We start from the raw sequence: 24,522 nt of genomic DNA, 5'->3' as shown, positions 1-24,522 counted from the left end.
ATTAATTTAACTTTTCAGGTGAGGTGCATTCCATGGTACAGTTATTTATTCTTTTCTTTTTTAGTATTAAGCCAACACACGGCTATGAGATTCAAAGGTTTATTAGTCTGAACCGTATGTCTGAATGGAATAATATAAAATCCGGATCGATTTATTATGCAATTAAAAAATTGGAAAAAGACGGATACATCCACATGATTGATAAACCGGAAGAAGGAGAAAAGAAAAAGCAGATATATGAAATAACGGAAAGAGGCAGAGACATACTGAAGTCAATGGCATATAACGAGATGGGAAAGCCTTTGCAGGGAGCGACATCAGAAAAATTTCTTTTATATCCTATTATTGCTGGTCTTCAAAAGGAAGAAATAATACAATGTGTGGAAAAGCATATCAGTGACTTAGAAAAGCAGAAGTTTCGGATTAATGATTGGAGAAAAGAGAAGGAACAAGAATCCTGTTCAATGGAAGTTATTACATTAGATTATATGTTGACAACTGTAGACAGTCAGATAATCTGGCATAAAATGATGTTAGAAAATCTGGACAACATAATTCAGGATACAAATAAGATTGTAAAGCTGATTAAAGAAACAGATTTTATGAAATATGAATAATAAGTAAATAGACATACACCAAGATGGGAAAGATCATTTTGGTGTAAAAAAATAAGAATGTATCCAATATTGGATAGTGAGGAAGGTAATATGAATGTTCTGGTTGTTTCAGGAAGTCCGAGAAAAAAAGACAGTTACCTCATATGCATGGAGATCGGTAATGAATTAAAGAAGTACGATTCCGCAATTGACTTTGAGTATTTACAATTGAGTGAGTCTCATATTGAGGAATGTAAAGGCTGCGGTATCTGTTTTCAAAAAAGTGAATTATTATGTCCCTGCAGAAAGGATGAGGTTGAAAAAATAAAAGAAAAGATGAAGGAAGCAGATGCAATTATTTTTTCCAGCCCGGTCTATGCCTATCAGGTTACCGGGCAGATTAAAACGTTTATTGATCGTTTATCTTATCTGTTTCACAGACAGGAACTATGCGGAAAACCTGTTATTATAGTGGTTACTACAGATGGTGGAGGGAGTAAGCAGGTTTACAAGTACTTAAAAATGACAGTATCCGGCTGGGCAATGGATCTGGTGGGTGATGTACAAATTATTTCGCCAGCGTATTTTGAATATAGAGAACCCAAAGGTGTTTTTAAATTTAATAAGCGTACGTATGTGAAAGGGCAGCTGAGAATAAAAACTCTGGCAAAAAAGTTATATGAAAAAATGGGGCAGAGCAATAAGATAGTACCTACATACTATGATATATTTCTATTTAACTGCCTGCGAAGTAAAATATATACATCAGATGCAGATCGTGACTATTGGAGAGATAAGGGCTGGATTGATGCTTCTTACTTTTTTGATGCGGATATAAATCTGGTAAAACGTGTCTTTGGAAAGATAATGAAAATGCTCATTGATTTCCTTGGAAAAAAGATATCTTCAGGCATCTAACCCTCATTTCCAATCTCTGTATTGCGAAAGTTAAGATTTCGATATTTCGAAGGAGTCATTCCCGTTTCCTTATGAAAAATCTCTGTGAAATAGCTTTGATTGGGAAATGCCAATACAGAGGAGATCTGGGAGGGGGAATAGTCAGAATAAATCAGCATATTCCTGGCAGTCTCGATTTTCTTATTCCGTATATACTGGCTGACGGTCATGCCCACCTCTTTTTTGAACAGGCGGGATAAGTAAGAAGAGTTTAAGCCTACGGCAGACGCGAGTGATTCTATGGTTATCCGGGTATGCAGATTATCCCATATGTAGTCAATACAGGCTGAAATATGCCTGGATGTCACTTTGCCCTTCCTCAGATTCTTCATACGCTTTGCATAATCCAGGCACATGACAGGATGAAGCAAGGCAACCTCCTCCGGTTTCGTGGAGCCGTCAGCTTTTCGAATATAAAAATCACTGAGGCCATAGGCAGTTGACAGTTCCATTCCGCCTTCCATGCAATATCTGGCGATCAGAGCGGCAGTAATAGCAAAATGGTATTTTATATTTTGAAGGTAATTAAGAGAGAGTGTGCCAAGTCCTTTTTTGAACAAAAGAGACTCCTGGCATAATTCCTTTACTTTTGTTGTGTTACCTGATTTTATTACAGAGTAGAATTCCTGCTCCGGTGTATAAGGTGCCCGGATAAGATTGCTTTCTCTTCTCACAAATTCCTGAAAAGCAAGTTCCTTATTAATATTCATTGGTAAGACCTCCTCTGCGTTTTTCTTTAAATATTATATCATGAAAACAATATTTAAGATAAGAAAATGATATCCTTTACAAGCAATATCAGATAGTATAAAACTATCTTAAGGAAAGGCGGTGAGGCAGTATGAAACTGAAAAGAGGTCTTAATTTAGGGGGATATTTATCTCAGTGTACTCACAATATGCATCATTACAGTACATTTATCGGAAAAGCGGATATTGAACAGATAGCAGCATGGGGGTTTGACCATATCCGGTTACCGGTTGATTACGAGGTATTTGAAGATAAAGAAGGCAATCGCAAAGACGAAGGATATAAGCTTGTCCACAGTATATGTGACTGCTGCAGGGAAAACAAACTTGATGTAATCCTGGATCTGCATAAGGCATACGGCTACGATTTTAATGATGCCGGAAACAAGGAGAAGAATGACTTGTTTCATAATCCATACTTGCAGGATCGATTTGTGAATCTGTGGGACAGCATTTCTACTCAGTTTAAAGAAAGTGATAATGTTGCCTACGAATTGCTGAATGAGGTTGTTGAAAAGGAAAATGCATTGCTTTGGAATGATCTGATTGACAGAACGGTCTCAGCAATACGAAAAAATGATTCATATGTGCCCATTATTTATGGAGGAATTCAGTGGAATAGTGCCAGCACTTTAAAACTACTAAAAATACCGGAAGATAAAAATATTATTTTTACCTTTCACTTTTATGAGCCGCTTTTGTTTACTCATCAGAAGGCGTACTGGGTCAAACAAATGGATCCGCAAAAGGAGGTATTTTATCCTGAGAGCATGAATTATTACCGGTTACATTCGGCTGTGCTGGGTGAGCAGGGAGAAGCTGTCTTACATTCAACGTCTGAGACCATGGGGAAAGAGTTCTTAGAGGAGATGGTAAGAGAAGCTGTTCTGGCTGCGGAAAAGGCGGGCACACAGCTGTACTGCGGAGAGTTTGGAGTCATCGACCAGGCGCCTGTTTTGGACACACTGCGATGGTTCCGTGATGTGTATGCTATATTTGAGAATTATCAGATTGGATGTTCTATATGGACTTATAAAGAGATGGATTTTGGACTGACAGAGAAACATTATAGTGAGATCAGAAAGGAACTGATTCATTTGTGGACAGAAGAACGATAGAATAATTAGCCTATGTTAGGCCATATTAAATAAGAGACTGAGTAGCGGGAAAAAATGCCCATTAGCTTAGTCTCTTTTTGATACAAATAGTAAATAGAGAAAATATATGCTAATATAAATAATATATGTAGGTATGGGAGGAAAAATGGAAGAAAAAAAATCATTTATTCGTATATTTTTACAATATCTAATGGCATTAACAGGTCTGATTCTTGCGGTCATAGGGATATTTATGATTTCTTCATTTGAAATTTTAAATAATGAAATAAAAGAATCCTCGAATGCCTTCCTAAAAATATATAGCAATGAATTTGATAATAGTATTACTGAATTAAATGGATTATTAAAAAGTATAGCATCACAAAAAGTAGATATAGCTAAGATAAAAAGTAGTAATGAAAACGAGAGAAGTCTGGCAGGAATATCGTTACATGGCTATCTGAAAAATATATTTGCTAATAATAATGTGGCAGATGCTATAATTGTATTTGAAAAAAACAATGGGACTTGCCTTGATGTGGTTAGATCAAGTGTGACATACGACCAGAAGAAAAATATTAGAGAGTATACTTCTAAGTCAATAGAGGACAAAACAATAGAAAGTAATGTCTGGAACTTTATTAAACTATATAATAAAACATATTTATATAAAATAATGAAAACAAATGATCAGGCAATTGCGGTCTATGTGGATTCAGATAATCTATTGACTGCCCTTGGCGAAGAAGAGAACGGAAATCGCTCTATGCTACTTGTTAATCAGGAGGGAAGTATTGGTAAGATATGGGGAAATGAAACAAAAGATATTATTGCGGGACATAATATTATGGAGATAAACAGCAATAATTATTATAGTATTCATAAAAGTATTGTAGAAAATCAACTTACTATGTATTGTTTTAAAAGCAGATCTGATATCTTTCAGCAGACGCATTCAAGCATGATTTTGGTAATTATTGTATCGCTTATCACGTTTCTATTTATATTGTTCCTATTAAAATATTCCAAAAAAGAAATCGCCACACCAATGAAGATCATGAATCATGACATGCGAAGAATTAAAGATGGTGAATATAACAATCGTATAACAGCGGAATTCAGCACAAGAGAATTTCAAATGCTTAAGGACACTACAAATCAAATGATCGATGAAATTGTGGGATTAAAAATACAAAGCTACGAAAAGAAAATTGAATTGCAGGATATGGAATTATACAGTATTCGCCTGCAGCTAAGACCACATTTTTTCTTAAATGCATTAACTACAATTTCCAGTTTAAGCAGTCAGAATAAGAACGAAGAAATCAGGCAATATATCAATGCGCTATCTAGAAATATCAGATATATGTTTCGGGCTGGATTTCATACTGTTACAGTACGAGAGGAAATACGGCATATAATCAATTACTTCGAAATGCAGGAACTAAAATATTCCGATTGCATTTTTTATTTAATTGATATGCCATCAGAACTAGAAGAATGGAAAATCCCTCAGATGCTAATTCATACGTTTATTGAAAATGAATACAAATATGCAGTTTCCATAGAGGAGACATTGACGATTTTAATAAAAATCAGTAAGCAGGAGATTGATAATGAAGAAATGCTTTTAATAGAGATTGAAGACGATGGAAAAGGATATCCCAAGGAAGTACTTGACTATATGAATGGTGTTACGAGAAAGGCAACTGATAAAGGAACAAGGATTGGATTATGGGGGATTAAAAGTATGATGGAACTCATGTATGACAGAACTGGACTCGTTGTGCTTGAGAATATTACGCCTCATGGCTGCATAAATAGAATTTATGTCCCCCAAAAAGTTAAGCATGAACGAAAAGTTGAACAATTCTGATCCAGGTGTGAGAAAGGATTAAAAATGATAAGTGTACTAATTGTAGATGACGATATGGTTACAGTAGATGTAATAAAAGATTCTACGAGATGGGATAAACTAGGGATTGATGAAGTATATATTGCATATAACGTATCAGGAGGAAAAAAGATATTAGAGGAAAAAAATATAGATATTATAATCAGTGATATAGAGATGCCAAAAGAAAGTGGATTGGATTTACTAAAGTGGGTAAGAAACAAAAAGATAGATTCGGAATTTTTATTATTGACTTGCCATGAAAGCTTTTCTTATGCTGCAGATGCCATCCAGCTAAATGCAGCGGCGTATTTAACCAAGCCATTTGATATTGATATTATGGAAATGACTTTACGCAAAATAGTCGATAAATTAGTGGACGAGCGAAATTTAAAGAAAAGCAGCGAGTATGGAATATGGATGGAAAAAAATCTTAGACTTATGAAAATCGATTTTTGGAAAAGGGTAATAGAGGGTAACTTTAGTAATAGAAAACATTTAAGGCGTGAAATAGAAGACAGACATTTAAACATTGCAACTGATGTGGAATACACACTGGTTTTTTCAAAACTGAGCAATATTGATGCGGATATAGAGCGCTTTGGGAAAAGTGTCTTTGAGTTTATATTAGAGGGATTTCATTCGGAGTTATTAATGAGTGAAGTAGAAAATGAAAGTGTAGTAAAGCTATATGCAGGAAATACTTTGAATTTCATTACCGTATCCCAGGGAACAAGTCAGGAAAAACTTCGAGAAGGCTGTAATGAGCTGACTGCTATGTGCAAGCATTATTTTAAGGGAACGCTTACCTGCTGTATCAGTAATTTCTATGATATAATGGAGCTGCCTAAAGTTGCAGTGAATCTGGAACAGCTGCTTAGCTATTATGTAAGCCATTTTGGAAAAGTATTTTTAGAAAAAGAAGTGGAATTTCCGACAGATAATAAAATCCAGATTATTAATCTGGAGAAGCTAGTTGATTTGGTAGAAAAAAAAGAGAAAGCTAAGGTGCTGCATTATTTCAAAAATATTTTTGGGGAATTGTCAGCATATAATAACTTAAATAAACATTCTCTTTATCTTATGCAACAGGAAATTGTTCAGGTAGTATATGCAGATTTAATGAAGCAGGGGATTCAGGCAACGAAGTTATTCCATGACACATTGTCAATTAAAATGTCTGATCAGGCGGTGGAGTCTACTGTGGACATGATAAGATGGGTCAATTACCTGCTGGGGAAAACTTTTCAGTATGAGGAAGAGATAGCCAGGTTCGTAACCATTATTGATAAAATCAATGATTTTATTCATAAACATTATAGAGAAGAGATAACCAGAAATGAAATTGCAGGGCAGTTTTACTTAACACCATCCTATTTAGCAAAGCTATATAAGCGTAAAACTGGAGTGAATATAAAAGACTACATTAACGAGTACCGGATTGAAAAGGCAAAGGAACTTTTAAAATCTGGGGTATGTAATGTGGGTGATGTAGCCGAAAAGGTAGGATTTGACAATTTTTCTTATTTTTCTACACTATTCAAGAAGATAACAGGGGTATCCCCAAAAGAATATCGAAATTTGTGACAGTCTCACAGTTACAATGAAAAGCAGTTAGATTTATTGGAAACAATAAATAGCTGCTTTTTTGTTATAGAAGAAAGTCCTGAATGATAGGAAAACGTAATGATGTCTCAAAAACGAAAAAACAGAGCTTATTTTTAAAAGATATAAACAAATATAATTGATATAATAATAGCATAAAAAGGGAGGGTTATAACATGAATAAAATAAAAAAAATAGCAGCGGCGCTATTAACTGTTTCTATGGCGGTAGGACTTGCAGGCTGTGGAAGCTCAAAAGATGGAGGAGGTAATACTACAGAATCTAACGCAGCGAGTAATGGCAATTATGATAAAATCGTTTATTCTTATGCAACATTTAACAATATTCCAGATTCGGATACACTTGATACGGTAGAGGAGGCTATTAATACCATTACACGTGAAAAAATCGGTGTTGAGGTAGAGCTGATGCCAGTATCTATCTTTGAGTATTCCTCAAATATTAGTCTTGGTCTGCAGGGGGGAGATCAAATTGATGTATTCCAGAGTTTAGGAGATTTCAATACCTGTATTGCCAGCAATATGGCGTATGATTTAACAGATATTATTGATAACAGTGCTCCAGAGGCCAAGGCTTTACTTGGTGATAAATTCCTGCGGTCATGTACCAAAGATGGAAGTTTATATGCAATTCCAACTTATAAGCCATATGCGCTTACACCCATGATTATTTATAGACAAGATATTGCAGATGAGCTGGGAATTGATATGACTCAGGTAAAGAATATTTATGATTTAACAGCTGTATTAAAACAGGTAAAAGCAAAATATCCTGATATGACGCCTTTGATTCCGGCACAATCAGGGGATTCAGGTATGGGTAGAGCATTAGGGAATGTAGATTATTTAACAGATGATTTGCGTGCACCAAAAGGAGTCTTGATCGGTGATGATACAACAGTAACAGATCTTTATAATACAGAAGAATTTGCTAAACTTTGTGATCTGACAAGAACCTGGTATAACGAAGACTTAATTATGCGTGATGCAGCCACTACAACCAGTACAGCCACAGAATTAATGTCATCTGGTAACAGCTTTTGTTATATTGCTTCTTATAGCTATCCAGAAGAAGATACAGCGGCATCTTTAGCAGCACAATGTGGAAATATGGATTTGGGAGCAGTAAAAATTGGAGAAGCATACTTAGGTACAGATTCGATCAATTCTGTGAGCTGGATGGTATCATCTACATCAAAAGTTCCTGAGGCAGCTTTGAAATTTATTAATCTTACATTTACAGATAAGGAAATCGTAAATCTTTTGATTTATGGAATTGAAGGAAGAGATTATGTAAAAGATGCAGATGGTTATGTATCTTATCCAGAAGGTAAAGACGCTGCTTCTGTACCATATACGGCTCAGCTAAGTTGCGGGACATTAGGAAACTATTTCATCATGTATCCTATGGTTGGAACAAGCAAAGAGTCACTTGCATGGGAAGAAGAACAAAACGTAAAAGCAAAGACATCACCAGCAATGGGGTTCACCTTTGATTCCAGTGAAGTTAAGACAGAATATACTGCAGTAAGCAATATAATCAGCCAATATCTGCCTGGATTGTCTTGTGGCAGTGTGGATCCAACCACTGTACTCCCTGAATTTATAGAGAAGTTAAATGCATCAGGTTATGAAAAAATTATCAATGCAAAGCAAGAACAGTTAGACAAATGGATGGCAGGTAAATAGGATATGGGAGGAAACAATGAAAGCTTTAAGTAAGAAAAAATATAAGGGTACCACGAAAAGTGGTCCCCTTCTCCTGATCGCATTACCAGGAATATTATACTTAATTATTAACAATTATATCCCGATGTTTGGAATCTTCCTTGCGTTCAAAGACTATGACTTTGTAAAGGGTATATTTGGAAGTAAATGGAGTGGATTTAAGAATTTTAAATATTTATTTAGTCAGGATGCATTTATTATAACGAGAAATACCATTCTTTATAATTTGGCTTTTATTGTGATAGGTACCATAGCAGCTATATTCATAGCCGTAATATTATGCGAGCTTGGAGAAAAAGCAAGAGTGAAAATTTTTCAGTCTGCATTACTTTTACCAAACTTATTGTCCTGGGTTGTTATTGGATTTATCGGATATGCTTTTTTAAATTCAGATACAGGATTCATTAACAATACAATATTTCGATTGCTTGGGCAGGACCCGGTTTCGTGGTATACAACAAAAAAGTATTGGCCTGTAATTTTAATTATTGTTTATTTATGGAAAAATGCGGGTTATAGCTCGATTATTTATATGGCAAGCATATCTGGAATAGATAAGAGTATATTTGAAGCGGCCAAAATTGATGGTGCTACAAAAATTCAGCAAATTAAAAGTATTACATTGCCATTACTCAAACCAACGATAGTTATTTTGACTTTAATGTCGGTGGGACGAATTTTCTATTCCGATTTTGGTTTGTTTTATCAGGTTCCGATGGATTCGGGCGCACTCTATGATGTTACACAGACAATTGATACATATGTATATCATGGTCTAATGGAATTGAATGATGTTGGAATGTCTGCAGCGGCTGGATTATACCAGTCAGTCATTGGATTTATACTTGTTATTTCGGCAAATGCCATTGTTCGTAAAATTGACAGTGACAATGCATTGTTCTAGGAGGGTGCTATGAAAAATATGACAGATGAAAAAAAATTTAATATGCTGGGAACTGTGATTCTTACCATATTAGCAATCATAGCATTAATGCCTATTATAATGATAGTAATCGCCTCCTTTTCCGATGAAAAGGCCCTTTTATCCAACGGATATTCCTACTTTCCGAAGGCGTGGAGTTTAGATGCCTATTACTATATGTTAAATCAAGGCAAAACCATATTTCGAGCATATGGCATTTCTATATTTGTTACCATAACTGGGACCGTTGGCAGCGTGCTTATAACAACCATGTTAGCTTATCCAATGTCTAGAAAAAACTTTAAGTATAAAAACGTATTATCCTTTTTTGTATTTTTAACCATGCTATTTAATGGCGGTATTGTAGCATCTTATATGATGTGGTCAAATATATTTCATATTAAAAATACGGTTTGGGCACTTATATTTCCCAACTACTTTGTGACCGCATTTAATGTATTTTTGGTTCGGAATTTTTACTCCAACAATATTCCAGAGGCGTTAATTGAATCCGCACAAATTGACGGAGCAACAGAACTTAGAATCTTTTGGAGAATCATTTTACCATTGTCTGTTCCTACTGTGGCAACGATAAGTTTATTCACAGGATTGTGCTATTGGAATGACTGGGTAAATGGCTTATACTATATTAGAGATGCAAAGTTTTATGGAATACAGAATCTGTTAATTAAAATAATGAATAATATTGAATTTTTAAAATCAGGTTCTTCAAATCTAATAGGAACTGGAAATATGAATTTACCTGGATCTTCTGTTAGAATGGCAATGGCAGTCATTGGTATATTGCCAATTTTATTCATTTATCCATTTGTACAGAAATACTTTATTAAAGGTGTTGTAATTGGTGCAGTGAAAGGTTAGTTATTTAGGCATGCATTCATTGGAATGACATGCCTTTCTTAAAAGGAAGGGGAAAATATGACCGTACAGCAAGTAATTGATGAAATGATAAAAAAGACAGGATTGGAACCATTACCTAACGAAAAAACCTGTGATCACTTAATGACAGGTGAGTTTGATACAGAAGTAACAAAAATAGTAACTACATTTATGGCAACAGTAGATGTAATAAGAGAAGCGATTCAGATTGGAGCAAATTTTATTATTACACATGAGCCAACCTGGTTTACAGGTGCAGATGGGACTGAGTGGTTAGAAAATGACCCTGTTTATCTGGAAAAGAAAAAGTTAATAGAAGAACATCATATTGCAATATGGAGATTTCACGATCATATGCATATGGGAGAGGAGGATGGAATATACCGTGGTTTTAATATAGAAACAAGATGGGAGCAATTTAAAAGTGCAGGTGAACCTGGTATGGAGCATTTTGGTGAATGTTATCAGATTCCCAAAACTACCTTAGGTGAACTATGCGAATTTTTCAAAGAAACACTCCAGATGGATGTAATACAAATAGTAGGTAATGCAGATATGCCAATTGAAAGAGTCGGTGTTTTGGTGGGGGGAGGAAGTCTTGGACTTGGAATAGAAGAACGCCCAATGAAATTAATGCATCAGAGTAAATTGGATTTGTTGGTTTGTGGTGATATTACAGAATGGACCATTAGCGCTTATGTAAGAGATGCGGCGGCTCTTGGATTTAATAAAGCGATGCTTGTCTTAGGACATGAAAAAAGCGAAGAGATGGGAATGAAATACTTAGGAGATTGGATGAAAGATATCACAGGATCTATAGAAATACATTTTGTTGATTCAAAAGAACCATTTACTTATTTATGAGAAGGAGTCAGTTACATGGAATGGAAAACAACCTGGAGTTATCTGCCCATTAATTATAATACCACAATTGGTACAGTAGAGAAAATAACGCAACGGACCTATATTCAAAATAATTTAAGTGGTAAAAAAATAAAAATAAAATTTTCCAATCTGTACTCGAATGAAAAATTGATACTGGAAAAAGTGGTAGTAGGACAAAGAAAGCCGAATCATGAACAAATTGAAGAAGTAATTGATATCACGCATCAGGGTAGAAATCGAATTGTTATAGAAGCAGGACAAGAATTTTATAGTGATGAAATATTGTGGAATATAGATGCACAGACTGAGATGGTTTTATCTATATATTTGGAAGAAAAAACAAAAGTTCAGTCTGCATGTTCTACATGGTCTGCTAAGAGCTGGCATACTGTATACGGTGTGAATGGTGATTATACTTGCGATCAGAAGTTTGTTGAAAAAGAAAGCAAAGAAATTTATCCGTATGTTGATGTGGATGCAAACAAGGCCAATATCTTGGTTGGAGTTTCTGAAATAAAGCTTTATACCGATCAGAAAGTTAAGACGGTTGTCCTCTTTGGAGATTCTATTACACATATGTCTTATTATAGTGATGCATTGATACAACGAGTTTATCCATTACTTTCAGGAAAAATAACTATTTTAAATCGTGGAATTGGCGGGAATCGTATTCTAAATGATGCAACCTATGTTTCTGAAATGCCAGGGGGTGGAAAATGCTTTGGAACAGCTGCTATCAAAAGGTTTGAAAAGGATGTATATGAAAGTGATTGTCCAGAAACCGTAATCATTTTAGAAGGAATCAATGATATGATGCATCCTTACTTGTTTGGCAACAAGGAAGAAATTGTTACTGCAAAAGAATTGCAGTCAGGAATTGAAAGATTAATTCAAATTGCCCATGAAAAAGGAAGTAAGGTATATCTTGGAACGGTAATGCCATTTCGAGATAATGCTTTGGAATGGTTACCTAATAGTGAAAAGGTAAGGCTTGAATTAAATGAGTGGATAAGGAGCCAGCAAATTGCAGATGGTATAGTTGATTTTGCAAAGCAGGTAGAGAAAAAAGAAAAACCTGAATATATGAGAGAAGACCTGCACATCGGAGATGGGCTCCATCCAAATCGTGAAGGCGGTATCGTAATGGCAGAGTCGATACCAATGGAATGGATTTTGGAAGCAGTAGAATGAAAATATTGAATAGAAAGGAATGAAGATATGGCACAAATTCAAGTGAATTATTTTTCGGGATCTTTAATGAAGGTTACAACAGTTCAAGTTATATTACCAAATGATCTGCTGCCTATTATGGTAGAGGGAAATGAACATTATAAAAGAGAAACAAAGACACTTTATTTACTGCATGGTTTCTCAGGTGGTGCAATGGATTGGTTGTCAGGAAGTCAAGTACAGGAAATGGCAATAAGATATAATTTAGCAATCGTTATGCCATCAGGAGACAATAGCTTTTATCTGGATGCAAAAGGAACTGGCAGAGCTTATGGACGTTTTGTTGGAGAAGAATTGGTCAATTATATAGCCAGGACTTTTAGATTATCAAATAAAAAAGAAGACATTTATATCGGTGGTTTATCTATGGGTGGATTTGGAGCAATTCATACTGGATTTAAATATAATAATACGTTTGCAAAGGTGTTTGCTCTTTCTTCAGCACTTATTATTAATAATATTAAAAATAAAGAACCAGGTTTTCAGGATGCCATTGCAGACTATGACTACTATAATTCAATATTTGGTGATTTGAAGCTGCTAGAGGATAGTGAAAATAACCCAGAATTCTTAGTGAAAAAAATTCTTAAAGAAGGCAAACAACTTCCCCCTCTTTTTATGGCTTGTGGTACAGAGGACTTTTTATTACAGGAAAATCGAAGTTTTATTGAATTTTTAGCAAAAGAAAAGGTTGGTGTAGCCTATCAGGAAAGTACAGGAACTCATGATTGGAAATTCTGGAATGAGTATCTGGAACCAGCGATTAAGTGGTTGTTGAACTAGTAATACAGGCTGAATAAATAATATTATAGAGGTAAACAAATATGGGTGAAATAATGAAAAACAGCTTACAAATAATAAAAGATACAGTTTCTTTTAAAACACCAGAGCTGAAAGAAGAAATTTTGCATGGAGACATGCCGGGGGACAAGGTAAGTATTGGCGAGGGTCACATTAAAAAAGCTGGTGTTATTTTTCCGGAATTATTAAAGTTATTGCCAGACGTATTAGAAAAAAATCCAGCTCACCGTGGAGTTATTACGGTATGTGGAGGGTCAGGGGTAGGTAAATCAGAGATTGCGTCATTGATTTCTTATTATTTTACCTCCATAGGAGTGGGGAGTTACACTCTGTCAGGAGACAATTACCCACATAGAATACCTAAGTATAATGATGCAGAGCGCCTGCGTGTATTTCGTGAAAGTGGCATTTTGAGTATGCTGGAAGATGGGGTTTATAGTAAAGAAAGATTTCAGATAATCCAGGATTTGCAAAAAGCAGGTGATGATGCCAATCCCATACATATAGAAAAGTGGCCATGGTTCGCTGCTTATATTAATGGTGGAAAAAAGGGGCTGAAAAAATACCTTGGAACTCCAAAGGAAATTGGATTTGATCAGTTAAGTTCAATTGTAACTGATTTTAAAAATGGCAAAAATGAGATTTGGTTAAAGCGCATGGGAAGAGAAGAAACAGAATTGTGGTATGACAAGGTAGATTTTAGTAAAACAAGTATTCTAGTTATTGAATGGACACATGGAAACAGTGATTATTATCAAGGGGTGGATATACCAATACTATTAAACAGTACTCCACAGGAAACATTGGCGCATCGAACAGCTCGTAACCGAGATGGAAAAACTGATAGTGCATTTACAACAATGGTCTTAGAAATTGAACAGTCAATGTTGGAAAGTCAGGCTCATAAGGCAAAGATTATCATTGCAAAACAAGGCGGATTATTGAATTATAATCAGTATGACGCTTTGATGAGGCAGGCAAAGGAGCAGGAAAATGAATAGAGAGATGGATGCAATGGCAAATAATGGACCGATGTTAAATGCTTATCCAGACAGCATAGGTGGAGCATTAGAAGATATTGTCTGGTTTTTAAAGCAACCTGAGCTTAAGAATGCCTTTTCTTCTTTCTATATTCTTCCAAGTATTTTTAATACAGATTTGGATCGTGGATTTTCGGTAATAGATTATAGTTTAAACGAATTATATGTAAAAAATGATGAATTAAAAGCATTAGAAGAATTAAATATTGATTTAAAGTTAGATTTTATTCTAAATCATGCTTCTGTCTTATCAAAACAGTTTCAAGATATTTTGAGACATGGAGAAAACTCCAAATATAAAGATTTTTTTATTAACTGGAATAAATTTTGGGAAGGTCATGGCAAGATGACAGAGGAGGGGTACATACAACCGTATCCAGAGCTAATTAAGAATATGTTTTTTCGCAAATCGGGATTGCCTATTCTAATGGTACGTATGCCAGACGGAACAAATGTACCTTATTGGAATACATTTTATCAAGAGATTCAATATCCAAACGTGGATGCACAAGACATCATGAGGGTAACGAACATTCAATATACATCAGCTGAAGCATTGGCAAAGATTGTAAATGCATCCATAAAAGACGGAAAAAAAGTCTCGGAGATTCCATTTGGTATTTATGAAAAATACAAAAAAGAAGTCATTGAATTATTAGAATCTAACAGAAAATATCTTGGTCAAATGGATTTAAATATCAAGTCTCCATTGGTATGGGAATTTTATGATGAAACATTAAAAACTTTGGCTGGATATGGAGCCAAAATAGTTCGATTGGATGCATTTGCATATGCACCGAAAGAAGTAGGAGAGAAGAATTTCTTAAATGAGCCAGGAACCTGGGAGGTATTAGAAAAAGTAAAAGGCTTGGCGGATAAATATAATTTGACACTTCTTCCTGAAATTCATGCAAGCTATGAAGCGAAAACATATGAACATTTAGCTCAAAAAGGGTACATGACTTATGATTTCTTCCTCCCAGGATTAATTATTGATGCATTAGAGAGTAAAAATGGAGAACTGTTAGCTTCCTGGGCATTGGAATTACAGGAAAAAGAGATACACGTTGTCAATATGCTTGGATGTCATGACGGAATTCCGCTCTTAGACTTAAAAGGAATGATTCCTGAGGAACGGATTGATGTTTTAATGAACACCATTGTTGACCGTAATGGTTATATAAAAAATCTCCATGGTCAGAAGAATGTATATTATCAGGTAAATGCAACTTACTACAGTGCATTGGGGGAAGACGACAAAAAAATGTTGCTGGCTCGTGCATTGCAGATATTTATGCCAGGAAAGCCACAGGTATGGTATCTTGATCTTTTTGCAGGCAAAAATGATATAGAAGGAATGAAAAGAGCTGGAGCAGGCGGACATAAAGAAATTAATCGTACCAATCTGACAAAAGAACAGATAAAAGAGAAAATGAAAACAGATGTAGTACAAAAGCAAATTTCTATGTTAAATTTTAGAGCTACATTTCCTGCCTTTTCCTTTGACTCTCATATGGAAGTAAAAAGCGATAAACAGAAGTTAAATTTTATCTGGGAAAAAGATGGTTATACTGCGTATCTAAAAGCAGATTTGAATATAGTATCTTTGCAGATGGCAGGTGAAGACAAAGAGGGGAATTGTATATTTAACTTATCGATCTAGAAGCTGACCGCATTTTAGTCTTGACGAAACAGAAAAAGCGTGATAGTATTTTTACAATTTAATATTTGCATTTTATAAAATGAAAAGGCTATGAAAAGAAAGAGTAGCATTTTCGATTCCAAACAGAAAGATGCCGGTTGATGAGAGGCTCATGGATAGAAAGTGTGAATACATCTTGGAGCTGCGCACCGAACCGACTTAAGAAGTAGGCTGCGACGGAAAGCACACCGTAATCAGGTGCAAGGGTATCGCTATGGCCGTACCCGATGAGGTAGACAATGTGAGTTGTCTATAAACTTAAGGTGGTAACACGAGAGTAACTCTCGTCCTTTTGGAAACATGAGGACGGGAGTTTTTTTATTGATTTAACGCAGGCATGCAAATATTAATAAAACTATTATAAGGAGATTTTGTGCTATGTTAACACCAAATGAGCAGATGCGTATCATCTGCAAAGGGGTTCGCCAGTGTGTGAATGAAAAGGAGCTGCTTGTCAAACTGGAGAAGTCTTATAAACAGGAAGAACCATTGATCATTAAGTTAGGACTTGATCCTTCCGCACCGGATATTCATCTGGGGCATGCAGTCGTTTTGAGAAAGATCAGGCAGATGCAGGAACTGGGGCATCAGGCAGTTATTATCATTGGGGACTTTACAGGTAAAATAGGGGATCCCACAGGAAAATCAAAAGGAAGAGTGGCATTAAGTGATGAAAAGGTAAAAGAAAATGCTCTGACTTATTGTGAACAAATATTTAAAATACTGGATAAAGAAAGAACAATGGTAAGATTCAACAGTGAGTGGCTCTCAAAGCTGAATTTTGAAGATGTCATGAGGCTGGCTGCAACATCGACTGTTTCGAGAATGCTGGAACGGGATGATTTTCAAAAACGATATAAGAATGGCGTACCTATCGGTATCCATGAATTTTTTTACCCACTGATGCAGGCCTATGATTCTGTGGAAATAAAAGCAGATATTGAATTAGGGGGTACGGATCAGACCTTTAACATTCTGATGGGGCGCACATTGCAAAAATCAATGGGTTATGACCAGCAGATTGCTTTATTTATGCCGATTCTGGAAGGACTTGATGGTGTTGCTAAAATGAGCAAAAGCTTAGGCAATTATATTGGGGTGAGTGAGCCGGCAGAGATTATGTTTAAGAAAGTGATGGAAGTACCGGATGATCTGATCATCAGATATTATGAGCTGGCAACAGATGAACATCCGGATGTAATTGACCGGGTAAAAGAGGAGTTGTCCAATGGGGCCAATCTACGGGATATTAAGTTCCAATTAGCAAAAATTATTACAGGGCTTTACCACGAGGAAGAGGAAGTGCAAAACGCTGTTTCTTACTATGATATGGCATTCAGTAAAAAAACAATTCCAGATGATATTCCCATATTGCTTTTGGATCTGGAGAAAGACACGGTAAAAGACACTATTCCCGGGTTGATAGAGCTGGGATATATAAAAAGCAAAAGTGAATTTATTCGTCTGATAAGACAAAGCGGAATTCAGATCAATGGGGAAAAAATGAATGAAGAGGAAATGAACAGTGTTCTGTTCAACGGAGATGTCATAAAGATTGGCAAAAAAAGATTTGTAAAAATAAACAAATAATGTTATCTCTGCGTTTTAGGAAATACCTCTCACCATATTCTGGTGGGAGGTATTGAAAGTATTCATTGACGTTGCTGCTAATTTGTGTTATCTTAAGTGTAATTGGAAGTGTTATTGCCAAAATAACCCATGAGCGGTCTTGAAAGGAGAATGTGATATGTCTAATACATTATTTGTGAAAGAGGTAATAAAAGAATAACTGAATAAAGGGCATATGGAAGACATTTTTTATATGCCGCTTATAGACTCTTATATATCGCTTAACTTCGTTAAACACATGATAAGATGTGTTTTTTTTGTGCCTTTTTTAGAAAGCAAACCGCAGTGACAGCTCATAAGGGCTATTACCGCGGCATTTTTATGCCCTTTTTTAACTGTTGGCAAATTCGTATGCCGACGAAAAAATGGAAGAGAGGTTTCTTTTTGAAAGAAAAAATGAATGGATTTATAACTGCAGTTCACAGAGAACGCTATGAGGTGCGGGTAAACGGGGAAGATCTGTATGCCAGATTAAAAGCGGGAATATATTTTACAGATCGTTGCGAGGAAGAGTTTCCGACGGTTGGTGACAATGTGGAGCTTATTCCTGATGTCTCTGAACTTTGATTTTAATTTAAAACGTCTGGAACGTTATCTGACTGCCTCGTGGCAAAGCGGCGGGCAGCCGGTTATTGTCCTTACAAAGGCTGACATTGCGGAAGATACGCAGGAAAAACTGGGACTGGTAAATCAGATTGCAATAGGAGTGGATATCTGCATAGTCAGTGCTGTGACGGGGGAAGGCATGGAGCGGCTGACGGACTATCTGGCGCCTGATAAGACCACCGTATTCCTGGGATCATCGGGGGTGGGGAAATCCACGTTCACCAATTATCTGCTGGGAAAAGAGCTTATGAAAACTGGTGAAATCAGGGAAGATGATTCGAAAGGGCATCATACAACGACTCACCGTCAACTGTTTGTAATGGATAATGGATCCAGGATAATTGATACACCGGGTATGCGGGAACTGGGAATGTGGGTTGTGAATGACGGCATGGACGTTAGTTTTTCTGATATTAATCATTTAATTATGCAGTGCAGATTCAGTAACTGTACCCATAACGGGGAACCAGGCTGTGCAGTTGTGCAGGCACTGGAAGATGGGATATTGTCAGAAAAAAGGTGGAAAAATTACCAGAAAATCCAAAAGGAATCCAGGTTTCAGGCGGCAAAGGAAAGCAGGAAGCAGGCTGTTGTAAAAAAGAAGAGTAATAAGAAAAACAGGGGGAGTATAGTAAATGAAGATTATTAAGGCAGAAGAATTACATGTGGAAGAAGCATTGAAGTTAGCAATGGGCGAATATAAAAATGAGTGCAGGCAGATAAAACAATTGCCGGTGATTGATGCTACGGATCAGTTACGGAATATTATCACAGGCTTATTCCGTAACAATTACGGATTAGTTGCTATGTATGAAGAGGAAATGGCCGGGTACCTTGCATTCACTGGACCAATTAAGGGTTTCTTTGGAACATGCCAGGGCGCTTATTCACCATTGGGGGGAAGTGCCTTTTCCGGTTATGACAGAGACAGACTCTGCTCAGAACTGGTGGAGGCAGGAATGGAACAATTATTAAAAAATGCCGGAGTTACCAGCGTTGCCCTGACCCGGTATGCTGATGATCCTTTAGTGGATCGTTCTCTGGTACTAAATGGTTTTGGAATCCGGTGCAGTGATGCTGTTATGGATTTAAATGAATTTGAAACAAGCGGGACTTACAATGGTGATCTTATTATTACAGAGCTTATAGGAGGTGAAAAGAGACGCATTCTTGATTTAAGATATGGGTTAGTAAAGCATATGTCCGGATCTCCGGTTTTTTATCCTACAGATATAGACAGATTTATGAGGGATTTTTCAAAGGAACAATCACGTATATTTGCAGCGTTAAAGGAGGAAGTGGTAATCGGATATCTTTCAATACAAGATGAAGGAGAAACGTTTATCAGCGAAACTGATTCTATGAAAAATATCTGCGGTGCTTTTGTGAAAGAAGAATATAGGGGACAGCATGTGGCGGATGATCTGCTGGCGTATGTCTGCAATGTGTGTAAAAAAGAAGGCATCAGTTATCTGGGTGTGGATTGTGAGACGTTAAATCCCAACGCACTTCGTTTCTGGGGAAAGTTTTTTAAAAACTACACTTACAGCTATCATCGCAGGATTGATGAAAGGATTGTTAGTTATGATTCGTATCTGAGAAAAGAGTGGATATCTCACCTGTAAAATAGTACAATAGTGGATAAAGATAAAATATGGGGGAGTTTTGAAATGATTTATTTATCACAATTTTTATTTCCTGATATAGAAGAAGAATACAGCTTCATAATGGGAGAGAAACGAACTTGTTATGATACTTTTTATCCATTTCAGATTTTGTCAAAGAATCATCTGACCAGGTTAGACTTTGAGCCGGTTACGATTTTATATGGAGGCAATGGATCGGGGAAGACAACTGCTTTAAATGTGATAGCAGAGAAGCTTTGCCTTACCCGTGAAGCCCTTTATAACAGATCCAATTTTTTTAAGGATTATACAGATTTGTGTTCTTATGAAATGGATGAGCCGGTCGCAAAAGACAGTCGGATTATAACCAGTGACGATGTTTTTGATTTTATGCTTAATATAAGGTCTTTAAACGAAGGGATACATCAAAAACGGGAAAAGCTGTTTGATGAATATTTAGACTCAAAGTATTCCAGTTTTCAGATGAAATCTATGGACGATTATGAGAGGCTTAAGAAGGTTAATATGTCACGTAGTAATACCCAGTCCCGATACATCAGAAAGAATCTGATGGGGAATGTAAAGGAACATTCCAATGGGGAGAGTGCTTATCTGTTCTTTTGTGAAAAGATTATGGAAAATGGGCTGTATTTACTGGACGAGCCGGAGAACAGTTTATCACCGGGACGGCAGCAGGAATTGCTAAAGTTTTTAGAAGATTCTGCACGGTTTTTTCATTGCCAGTTTATTATTGCCACTCATTCTCCCTTTCTTCTATCAATGAAGGGGGCAAAAATTTACGATATGGATGAAGACCCGGTTGATATTAAAAAATGGTCGGAGCTTTCCAATGTACAGGCATATTATCAATTTTTTAAGAAGTATGAAAAAGAATTTTAATAAATAACATATAAAATGATTAATTTCGTTGAGAGGAAAGTTATGAATATATCATATAAAAGAGCGATAAAGGAAGATGCTGATTTATTAATTCAAATTTATAATGGGGCGTTTTATGATGATTACGTCAGATATGGAGAATGCCCAGCCTACGGCAGATCCAGGGAAGGTATGGAGAAATCTATGGAAAATTTCCCTAAGGATATTATTTACTGTGATGATATTCCTGCCGGAGTCATTTCGGTAGAAGATATGGGAAAAGGAGAGTATTATCTTGGCTGCCTTTGCATCATTCCGCAATATCAGGGAAAGGGAATCGGGACGCAGGCGCTTGAATTTGTGCTGGATAAATATTCAGACTGGAAAAAGATAACTTTAATCACACCATCAGATAAAAAAGAAAATATTAATTTTTATACAAAAAAATTTGCATTTAAAATTGACGGAACTCAGATGGAGGGGAATGTCCAGCTGGCACATTTTGTTATGGTGCGATGAACAAAAAATCTGGGGAATATACTAAGAATACGGTAAGGGATTATTGCATAAAAAGTAAAATCAGGCCAGACAGCATATTCTGCTGTCCGCCTGCTATTTCTGGCATTTGAAGTTATGCGGGTTTTATGCGGTTACATAAAATCGATCAGAAACTTTCTGCGGTTTGGTGAGCGCAGTATGCGCAAGGCCCGTGCTTCAATCTGTCTTATTCGTTCTCTGGTCACACCGATATGATTTCCCACTTCTTCCAGAGTATGAGGCATATATCCATTGAGACCAAATCTCATATTTACAACCATCTGCTCTCTCGGTTTTAACGATAGTAATTGCTTATTAATTTCTTCTTTGAGCATAGTATAGACCATACTTTCTTCGGGGGGAAGTATGGTTTTGTCTTCAATAAAATCACCTAAGAAGCTTGTATTATCCTCGCTAATGGGAGTATCCAGTGAAATTGTTGATGCAGAATCCATCATAATCTGCTCTATTCTTTCCACAGAGAATCCAGTGATTTCCGATACATCCTGAGTTGTAAAGGAATCCTGTTCCTGGTTGAGCTGACGGAGGGTGTGATTTAACGTGTTTACATCTTCTCTGTAATGAACCGGTAACCGTATTGTACGGTCCTGCTCTGCGATGCCCCTGGTAACTGCCTGGCGAATCCACCATGTGGCGTAGGTGGAAAAACGATATCCCAGTGTATAATCATACCGCTCAACAGCTTTCATGAGTCCGATGTTTCCTTCCTGAATCAGGTCAAGCAGGGTTAGAGACTGAACATATGATTCATGCTTTTTTGCAATACTGACTACAAGCCTTAGATTTGAACAGATGAGTCTGTTTTTCGCTTTGCTGTTTCCCTGCGCGGAGAGCTTTGCCAGATGGTACTCTTCTTCCTTGGTTAGTAAAGGTGCTTCTCCGGCCTGTAATAAATACATTTTTATGGGATCGTCTATATTTACATCAAGTTGTTTTTCTAAAACTGCTGTATCCACATTCTGCTGTTTAATTGCTGACATATGGCCCTCCTGTATTCATGATAGTTCGTGTACGTATTCGCTGCCTGTTCCTCTTTTTATAAATAAAACACAGAGCCTCTCATGTCTTGTTGCAATTTGACAATCAAGGCTCTTTTTAGTAGCACCCTTTTTCTAAGTATGGTTATTCTGCTGCCTGCTCTGTATCCTGTGCAGCCGCATTTCTTTTTTCTGCTATTCTTAAAACAATGCTGTCTGTTTCAACCTGAAGATCTATGTGGTCACTTAAAAACTCTGGAATATCACCTACTGTTATGATTGTTCCAACAGGCTTGCCTTCTAAATCTACCGTAACAGTATCAATCATATCTTCCGGTAAGGAAGCATATGGGATTTCCATTAGCAGCTTATCTAATACCCCGGTAACATAATCGGTATTTTCTAAAATGACATGCGCCACGCTGTTTACCTTTGTCTTTGGGTTCAGAGCCTGGAAATCGATATATTCAATTTTATTATCTGCAAAACATCTGCGGCTGTCCTTAATTTGTGTTATGATTGTCTGATCCTCTAATTTAAGCTGTATCTTGCTTCCCAGCCGTAGTTTACGAAGCAGTTTTTCAGCTGACTTCTCATCCAGTTGAATTGATATGGAATTGGGAAGACTACCTCCGAAAATGCAGCAAGGAACAATGCCTTTTCTCCGCAATTGTTTTGCTTTTAATTGTTCATTACGTTTTTCTACTGTAATAGTATCCATTGTGATCCTCCTCGTAAATTTTTTTGAATATATCCGGCCGCTATTGAAAAAAGAAGGGCTTTCATGGTTTCATTATAGAATGAAACCAACAAAAGCCCTTCTTCAATAGACGGTTCTTTTATATTCAAGTACTATTAGTATAACACATATGCCAGAGAAAAGCAAATACATTAATTGTATTATCTTGCGTTTGTAAGAAAATTTTTGATTAAACATATAAAAAAGTTATTATTGCGTTGACACCGATAAATTATATAATAAAATTTTGGATTGAACGGATATTACCCCAATTGGGCCTCCAGGCCTGTACCGGTACTACAAAGGTTATTCTAAGGAGCTGAATGGTTCAGAGAAAAGTTTGAGGTTGCGTTAATTCTTCATCCGCTGTAATCTTATCTGTATAGTATTAGAAATGGGGAGGTGAGGTGGAAATGGAACGGATGGAGGATTTTTTCGCATCAAGGGTTAACGGATATGAGGAGCATATGCTTTCTGCAGTAGAAGGTTGTAAACAGGCTTATGCGCTGCTTCCGTCACTTCTCCCTGCGTCATGCAGTAATTTACTGGATCTGGGATGCGGAACAGGTCTGGAGTTGAAACAGATTTTTAAAAAATTTCCAGATCTTTTTGTTACAGGGATTGACTTAACCAGGGAAATGCTTGATAAATTAAAATATAATTTCCCGGAAAAGAACATTAATTTAATATGCGGAAGTTATTTTGATGTTGATTTGAAGAAGAAAGAGTATGATTGTGCCGTTTCTTTTCAGACGATGCATCATTTCGAGCATAAAGCAAAGATCGGCTTATATCAGAAGATATTTAGAGCCTTGACGGATCAGGGACTCTATATTGAATGCGACTATATGGTGGAAGATCAGGGGGAGGAAGATTATTATTTTTCCGAGAATAGAAGAATCAGGCATGAATTGGGTATATCCAAAGGGGAGTTTTATCATTATGATACACCATGTACTATTTCAAACCAAATTGCCATGTTGAAAAAAGGAGGATTTGAAAGGGTAGAATTGATATTACGCATTAGTAATACCACAATTCTTGCAGCATATAAACAGACGCGCCAGAAAGAAGAATAAACATTGACATATATTACAAGATAAGGTAATATCAGATTATTATAAAGAAAAGAGAGGTATGTGTATGTTAAGTGTGTCAGTATTGGAGATCACAACTAACTAAATAGTTGAAAGGGAAAGACATAGATTATTTACGTGATCAGTCTGCCCTTTTTCGGCTGCAATGCCGGTAAATCTGCCTTACTGAATGCTTGACTTTTGCGCTGCAAAAGATCATACTTTCCAAATATATGTCTATACCAGACAGACTTTTTGAAAGCATAATAGTGATGTTATGCTTTTTTGTTATTTTTTATGAAATTTG

At 36.3% G+C, this 24,522-nt stretch carries 23 protein-coding genes and 1 other annotated feature; of the genes, 20 read left to right on the top strand and 3 right to left on the bottom strand.

All coding sequences use genetic code 11. From position 1 onward, the window contains the following. Positions 1 to 32: 32 nt before the first annotated feature. Together RZO55_RS12965 and RZO55_RS12960 are read left to right on the top strand one after the other, a co-directional pair. Entirely contained in the window at positions 33 to 617 is a 585-nt protein-coding gene (locus RZO55_RS12965) for a PadR family transcriptional regulator (protein ID WP_318064709.1), read from the top strand. Positions 618 to 707: 90 nt separating this feature from the next. Beyond that, positions 708 to 1,514 (top strand): flavodoxin family protein, encoded by an 807-nt coding sequence (locus RZO55_RS12960; RefSeq protein ID WP_318064708.1) that lies wholly within the window; start codon positions 708 to 710, stop codon positions 1,512 to 1,514. On the opposite strand, the gene RZO55_RS12955 is transcribed toward RZO55_RS12960, so the two are convergent. Continuing rightward, positions 1,511 to 2,263, bottom strand: a complete 753-nt coding sequence (locus tag RZO55_RS12955) for an AraC family transcriptional regulator (protein ID WP_318064707.1) — start codon at positions 2,261 to 2,263, stop codon at positions 1,511 to 1,513. The genes RZO55_RS12960 and RZO55_RS12955 overlap by 4 nt on opposite strands. A 131-nt stretch (positions 2,264 to 2,394) precedes the next feature. Here RZO55_RS12955 and RZO55_RS12950 point away from each other — a divergent pair, with 131 nt between their 5' ends. The 17 genes from RZO55_RS12950 (at position 2,395) to RZO55_RS12870 (ending at position 21,384) form a co-directional block, all read left to right on the top strand. Continuing rightward, positions 2,395 to 3,420 (top strand): glycoside hydrolase family 5 protein, encoded by a 1,026-nt coding sequence (locus tag RZO55_RS12950; protein WP_318064706.1) that lies wholly within the window; start codon positions 2,395 to 2,397, stop codon positions 3,418 to 3,420. Positions 3,421 to 3,565: 145 nt separating this feature from the next. Further along, the gene (locus RZO55_RS12945; RefSeq protein WP_318064705.1) at positions 3,566 to 5,275 is read left to right on the top strand and encodes a sensor histidine kinase; all 1,710 of its coding nucleotides are present in this window, start codon (positions 3,566 to 3,568) and stop codon (positions 5,273 to 5,275) included. A gap of 24 nt (positions 5,276 to 5,299) precedes the next feature. Further along, positions 5,300 to 6,880, top strand: a complete 1,581-nt coding sequence (locus RZO55_RS12940; RefSeq protein WP_318064704.1) for a response regulator transcription factor — start codon at positions 5,300 to 5,302, stop codon at positions 6,878 to 6,880. 194 nt (positions 6,881 to 7,074) lie between these two features. Continuing rightward, the gene (locus RZO55_RS12935) at positions 7,075 to 8,607 is read left to right on the top strand and encodes an ABC transporter substrate-binding protein (RefSeq protein WP_318064703.1); all 1,533 of its coding nucleotides are present in this window, start codon (positions 7,075 to 7,077) and stop codon (positions 8,605 to 8,607) included. A 16-nt stretch (positions 8,608 to 8,623) separates the two neighbouring features. Then, complete coding sequence (locus RZO55_RS12930) at positions 8,624 to 9,550, top strand: ABC transporter permease (protein WP_318064702.1); 927 nt, start codon at positions 8,624 to 8,626, stop codon at positions 9,548 to 9,550. 9 nt (positions 9,551 to 9,559) lie between these two features. Then, a complete protein-coding gene (locus tag RZO55_RS12925; RefSeq protein ID WP_318064701.1) occupies positions 9,560 to 10,450 on the top strand; it encodes a carbohydrate ABC transporter permease in 891 nt (296 codons plus the stop codon). Positions 10,451 to 10,507: 57 nt separating this feature from the next. After that, entirely contained in the window at positions 10,508 to 11,332 is an 825-nt protein-coding gene (locus tag RZO55_RS12920; protein ID WP_318064700.1) for a Nif3-like dinuclear metal center hexameric protein, read from the top strand. Positions 11,333 to 11,347: 15 nt separating this feature from the next. Further along, the gene (locus RZO55_RS12915) at positions 11,348 to 12,544 is read left to right on the top strand and encodes a GDSL-type esterase/lipase family protein (RefSeq protein ID WP_318064699.1); all 1,197 of its coding nucleotides are present in this window, start codon (positions 11,348 to 11,350) and stop codon (positions 12,542 to 12,544) included. A 27-nt stretch (positions 12,545 to 12,571) separates the two neighbouring features. Continuing rightward, on the top strand, positions 12,572 to 13,366 hold the full coding sequence (locus RZO55_RS12910; RefSeq protein ID WP_318064698.1) for an alpha/beta hydrolase: 795 nt from the start codon (positions 12,572 to 12,574) through the stop codon (positions 13,364 to 13,366). A gap of 41 nt (positions 13,367 to 13,407) precedes the next feature. Next, positions 13,408 to 14,385, top strand: a complete 978-nt coding sequence (locus RZO55_RS12905) for an adenylylsulfate kinase (protein ID WP_318064697.1) — start codon at positions 13,408 to 13,410, stop codon at positions 14,383 to 14,385. Further along, complete coding sequence (locus RZO55_RS12900; protein WP_318064696.1) at positions 14,378 to 16,087, top strand: alpha-amylase family protein; 1,710 nt, start codon at positions 14,378 to 14,380, stop codon at positions 16,085 to 16,087. The genes RZO55_RS12905 and RZO55_RS12900 overlap by 8 nt, the downstream gene beginning before the upstream one ends. Positions 16,088 to 16,168: 81 nt before the next feature. Next, positions 16,169 to 16,421, top strand: a binding site (T-box leader). A gap of 83 nt (positions 16,422 to 16,504) precedes the next feature. Beyond that, positions 16,505 to 17,716, top strand: a complete 1,212-nt coding sequence (gene tyrS / locus RZO55_RS12895) for a tyrosine--tRNA ligase (RefSeq protein ID WP_318064695.1) — start codon at positions 16,505 to 16,507, stop codon at positions 17,714 to 17,716. 423 nt (positions 17,717 to 18,139) lie between these two features. Beyond that, positions 18,140 to 18,322, top strand: a complete 183-nt coding sequence (locus RZO55_RS12890) for a hypothetical protein (protein ID WP_318064694.1) — start codon at positions 18,140 to 18,142, stop codon at positions 18,320 to 18,322. After that, positions 18,288 to 19,010 (top strand): ribosome small subunit-dependent GTPase A, encoded by a 723-nt coding sequence (gene rsgA, locus RZO55_RS12885; RefSeq protein ID WP_318064693.1) that lies wholly within the window; start codon positions 18,288 to 18,290, stop codon positions 19,008 to 19,010. The genes RZO55_RS12890 and rsgA overlap by 35 nt, the downstream gene beginning before the upstream one ends. Then, positions 18,997 to 19,986 carry a GNAT family N-acetyltransferase gene (locus tag RZO55_RS12880; protein ID WP_318064692.1) on the top strand — a complete coding sequence of 330 codons (990 nt, stop codon included), beginning with the start codon at positions 18,997 to 18,999 and terminating at the stop codon, positions 19,984 to 19,986. Before rsgA ends, RZO55_RS12880 begins: the two co-directional genes overlap by 14 nt. Before the next feature lie 45 nt (positions 19,987 to 20,031). Then, positions 20,032 to 20,886 carry an AAA family ATPase gene (locus RZO55_RS12875; protein ID WP_318064691.1) on the top strand — a complete coding sequence of 285 codons (855 nt, stop codon included), beginning with the start codon at positions 20,032 to 20,034 and terminating at the stop codon, positions 20,884 to 20,886. Positions 20,887 to 20,928: 42 nt separating this feature from the next. Then, positions 20,929 to 21,384: a GNAT family N-acetyltransferase gene (locus RZO55_RS12870; RefSeq protein WP_318064690.1), complete on the top strand. Its 456-nt coding sequence runs from the start codon at positions 20,929 to 20,931 to the stop codon at positions 21,382 to 21,384. A gap of 131 nt (positions 21,385 to 21,515) precedes the next feature. Here RZO55_RS12870 and RZO55_RS12865 read toward each other — a convergent pair whose 3' ends face one another. Together RZO55_RS12865 and RZO55_RS12860 are read right to left on the bottom strand one after the other, a co-directional pair. After that, a complete protein-coding gene (locus RZO55_RS12865; RefSeq protein WP_318064689.1) occupies positions 21,516 to 22,403 on the bottom strand; it encodes a sigma-70 family RNA polymerase sigma factor in 888 nt (295 codons plus the stop codon). Positions 22,404 to 22,545: 142 nt separating this feature from the next. Continuing rightward, complete coding sequence (locus tag RZO55_RS12860) at positions 22,546 to 23,121, bottom strand: 50S ribosomal protein L25/general stress protein Ctc (RefSeq protein WP_318064688.1); 576 nt, start codon at positions 23,119 to 23,121, stop codon at positions 22,546 to 22,548. A 431-nt stretch (positions 23,122 to 23,552) separates the two neighbouring features. Between RZO55_RS12860 and RZO55_RS12855 the strand changes: the two genes are divergently transcribed. Beyond that, positions 23,553 to 24,218: a class I SAM-dependent methyltransferase gene (locus RZO55_RS12855; protein ID WP_318064687.1), complete on the top strand. Its 666-nt coding sequence runs from the start codon at positions 23,553 to 23,555 to the stop codon at positions 24,216 to 24,218. The last annotated feature ends 304 nt before the right edge of the window (positions 24,219 to 24,522 follow it).

The organism is Clostridium boliviensis (genome assembly GCF_033342255.1).
Classification (GTDB): domain Bacteria; phylum Bacillota; class Clostridia; order Lachnospirales; family Lachnospiraceae; genus Lacrimispora; species Lacrimispora boliviensis.
The sequence above is the reverse complement of the archived record's forward strand: the minus strand, read 5'-3'. Positions and strand labels throughout refer to the sequence as shown.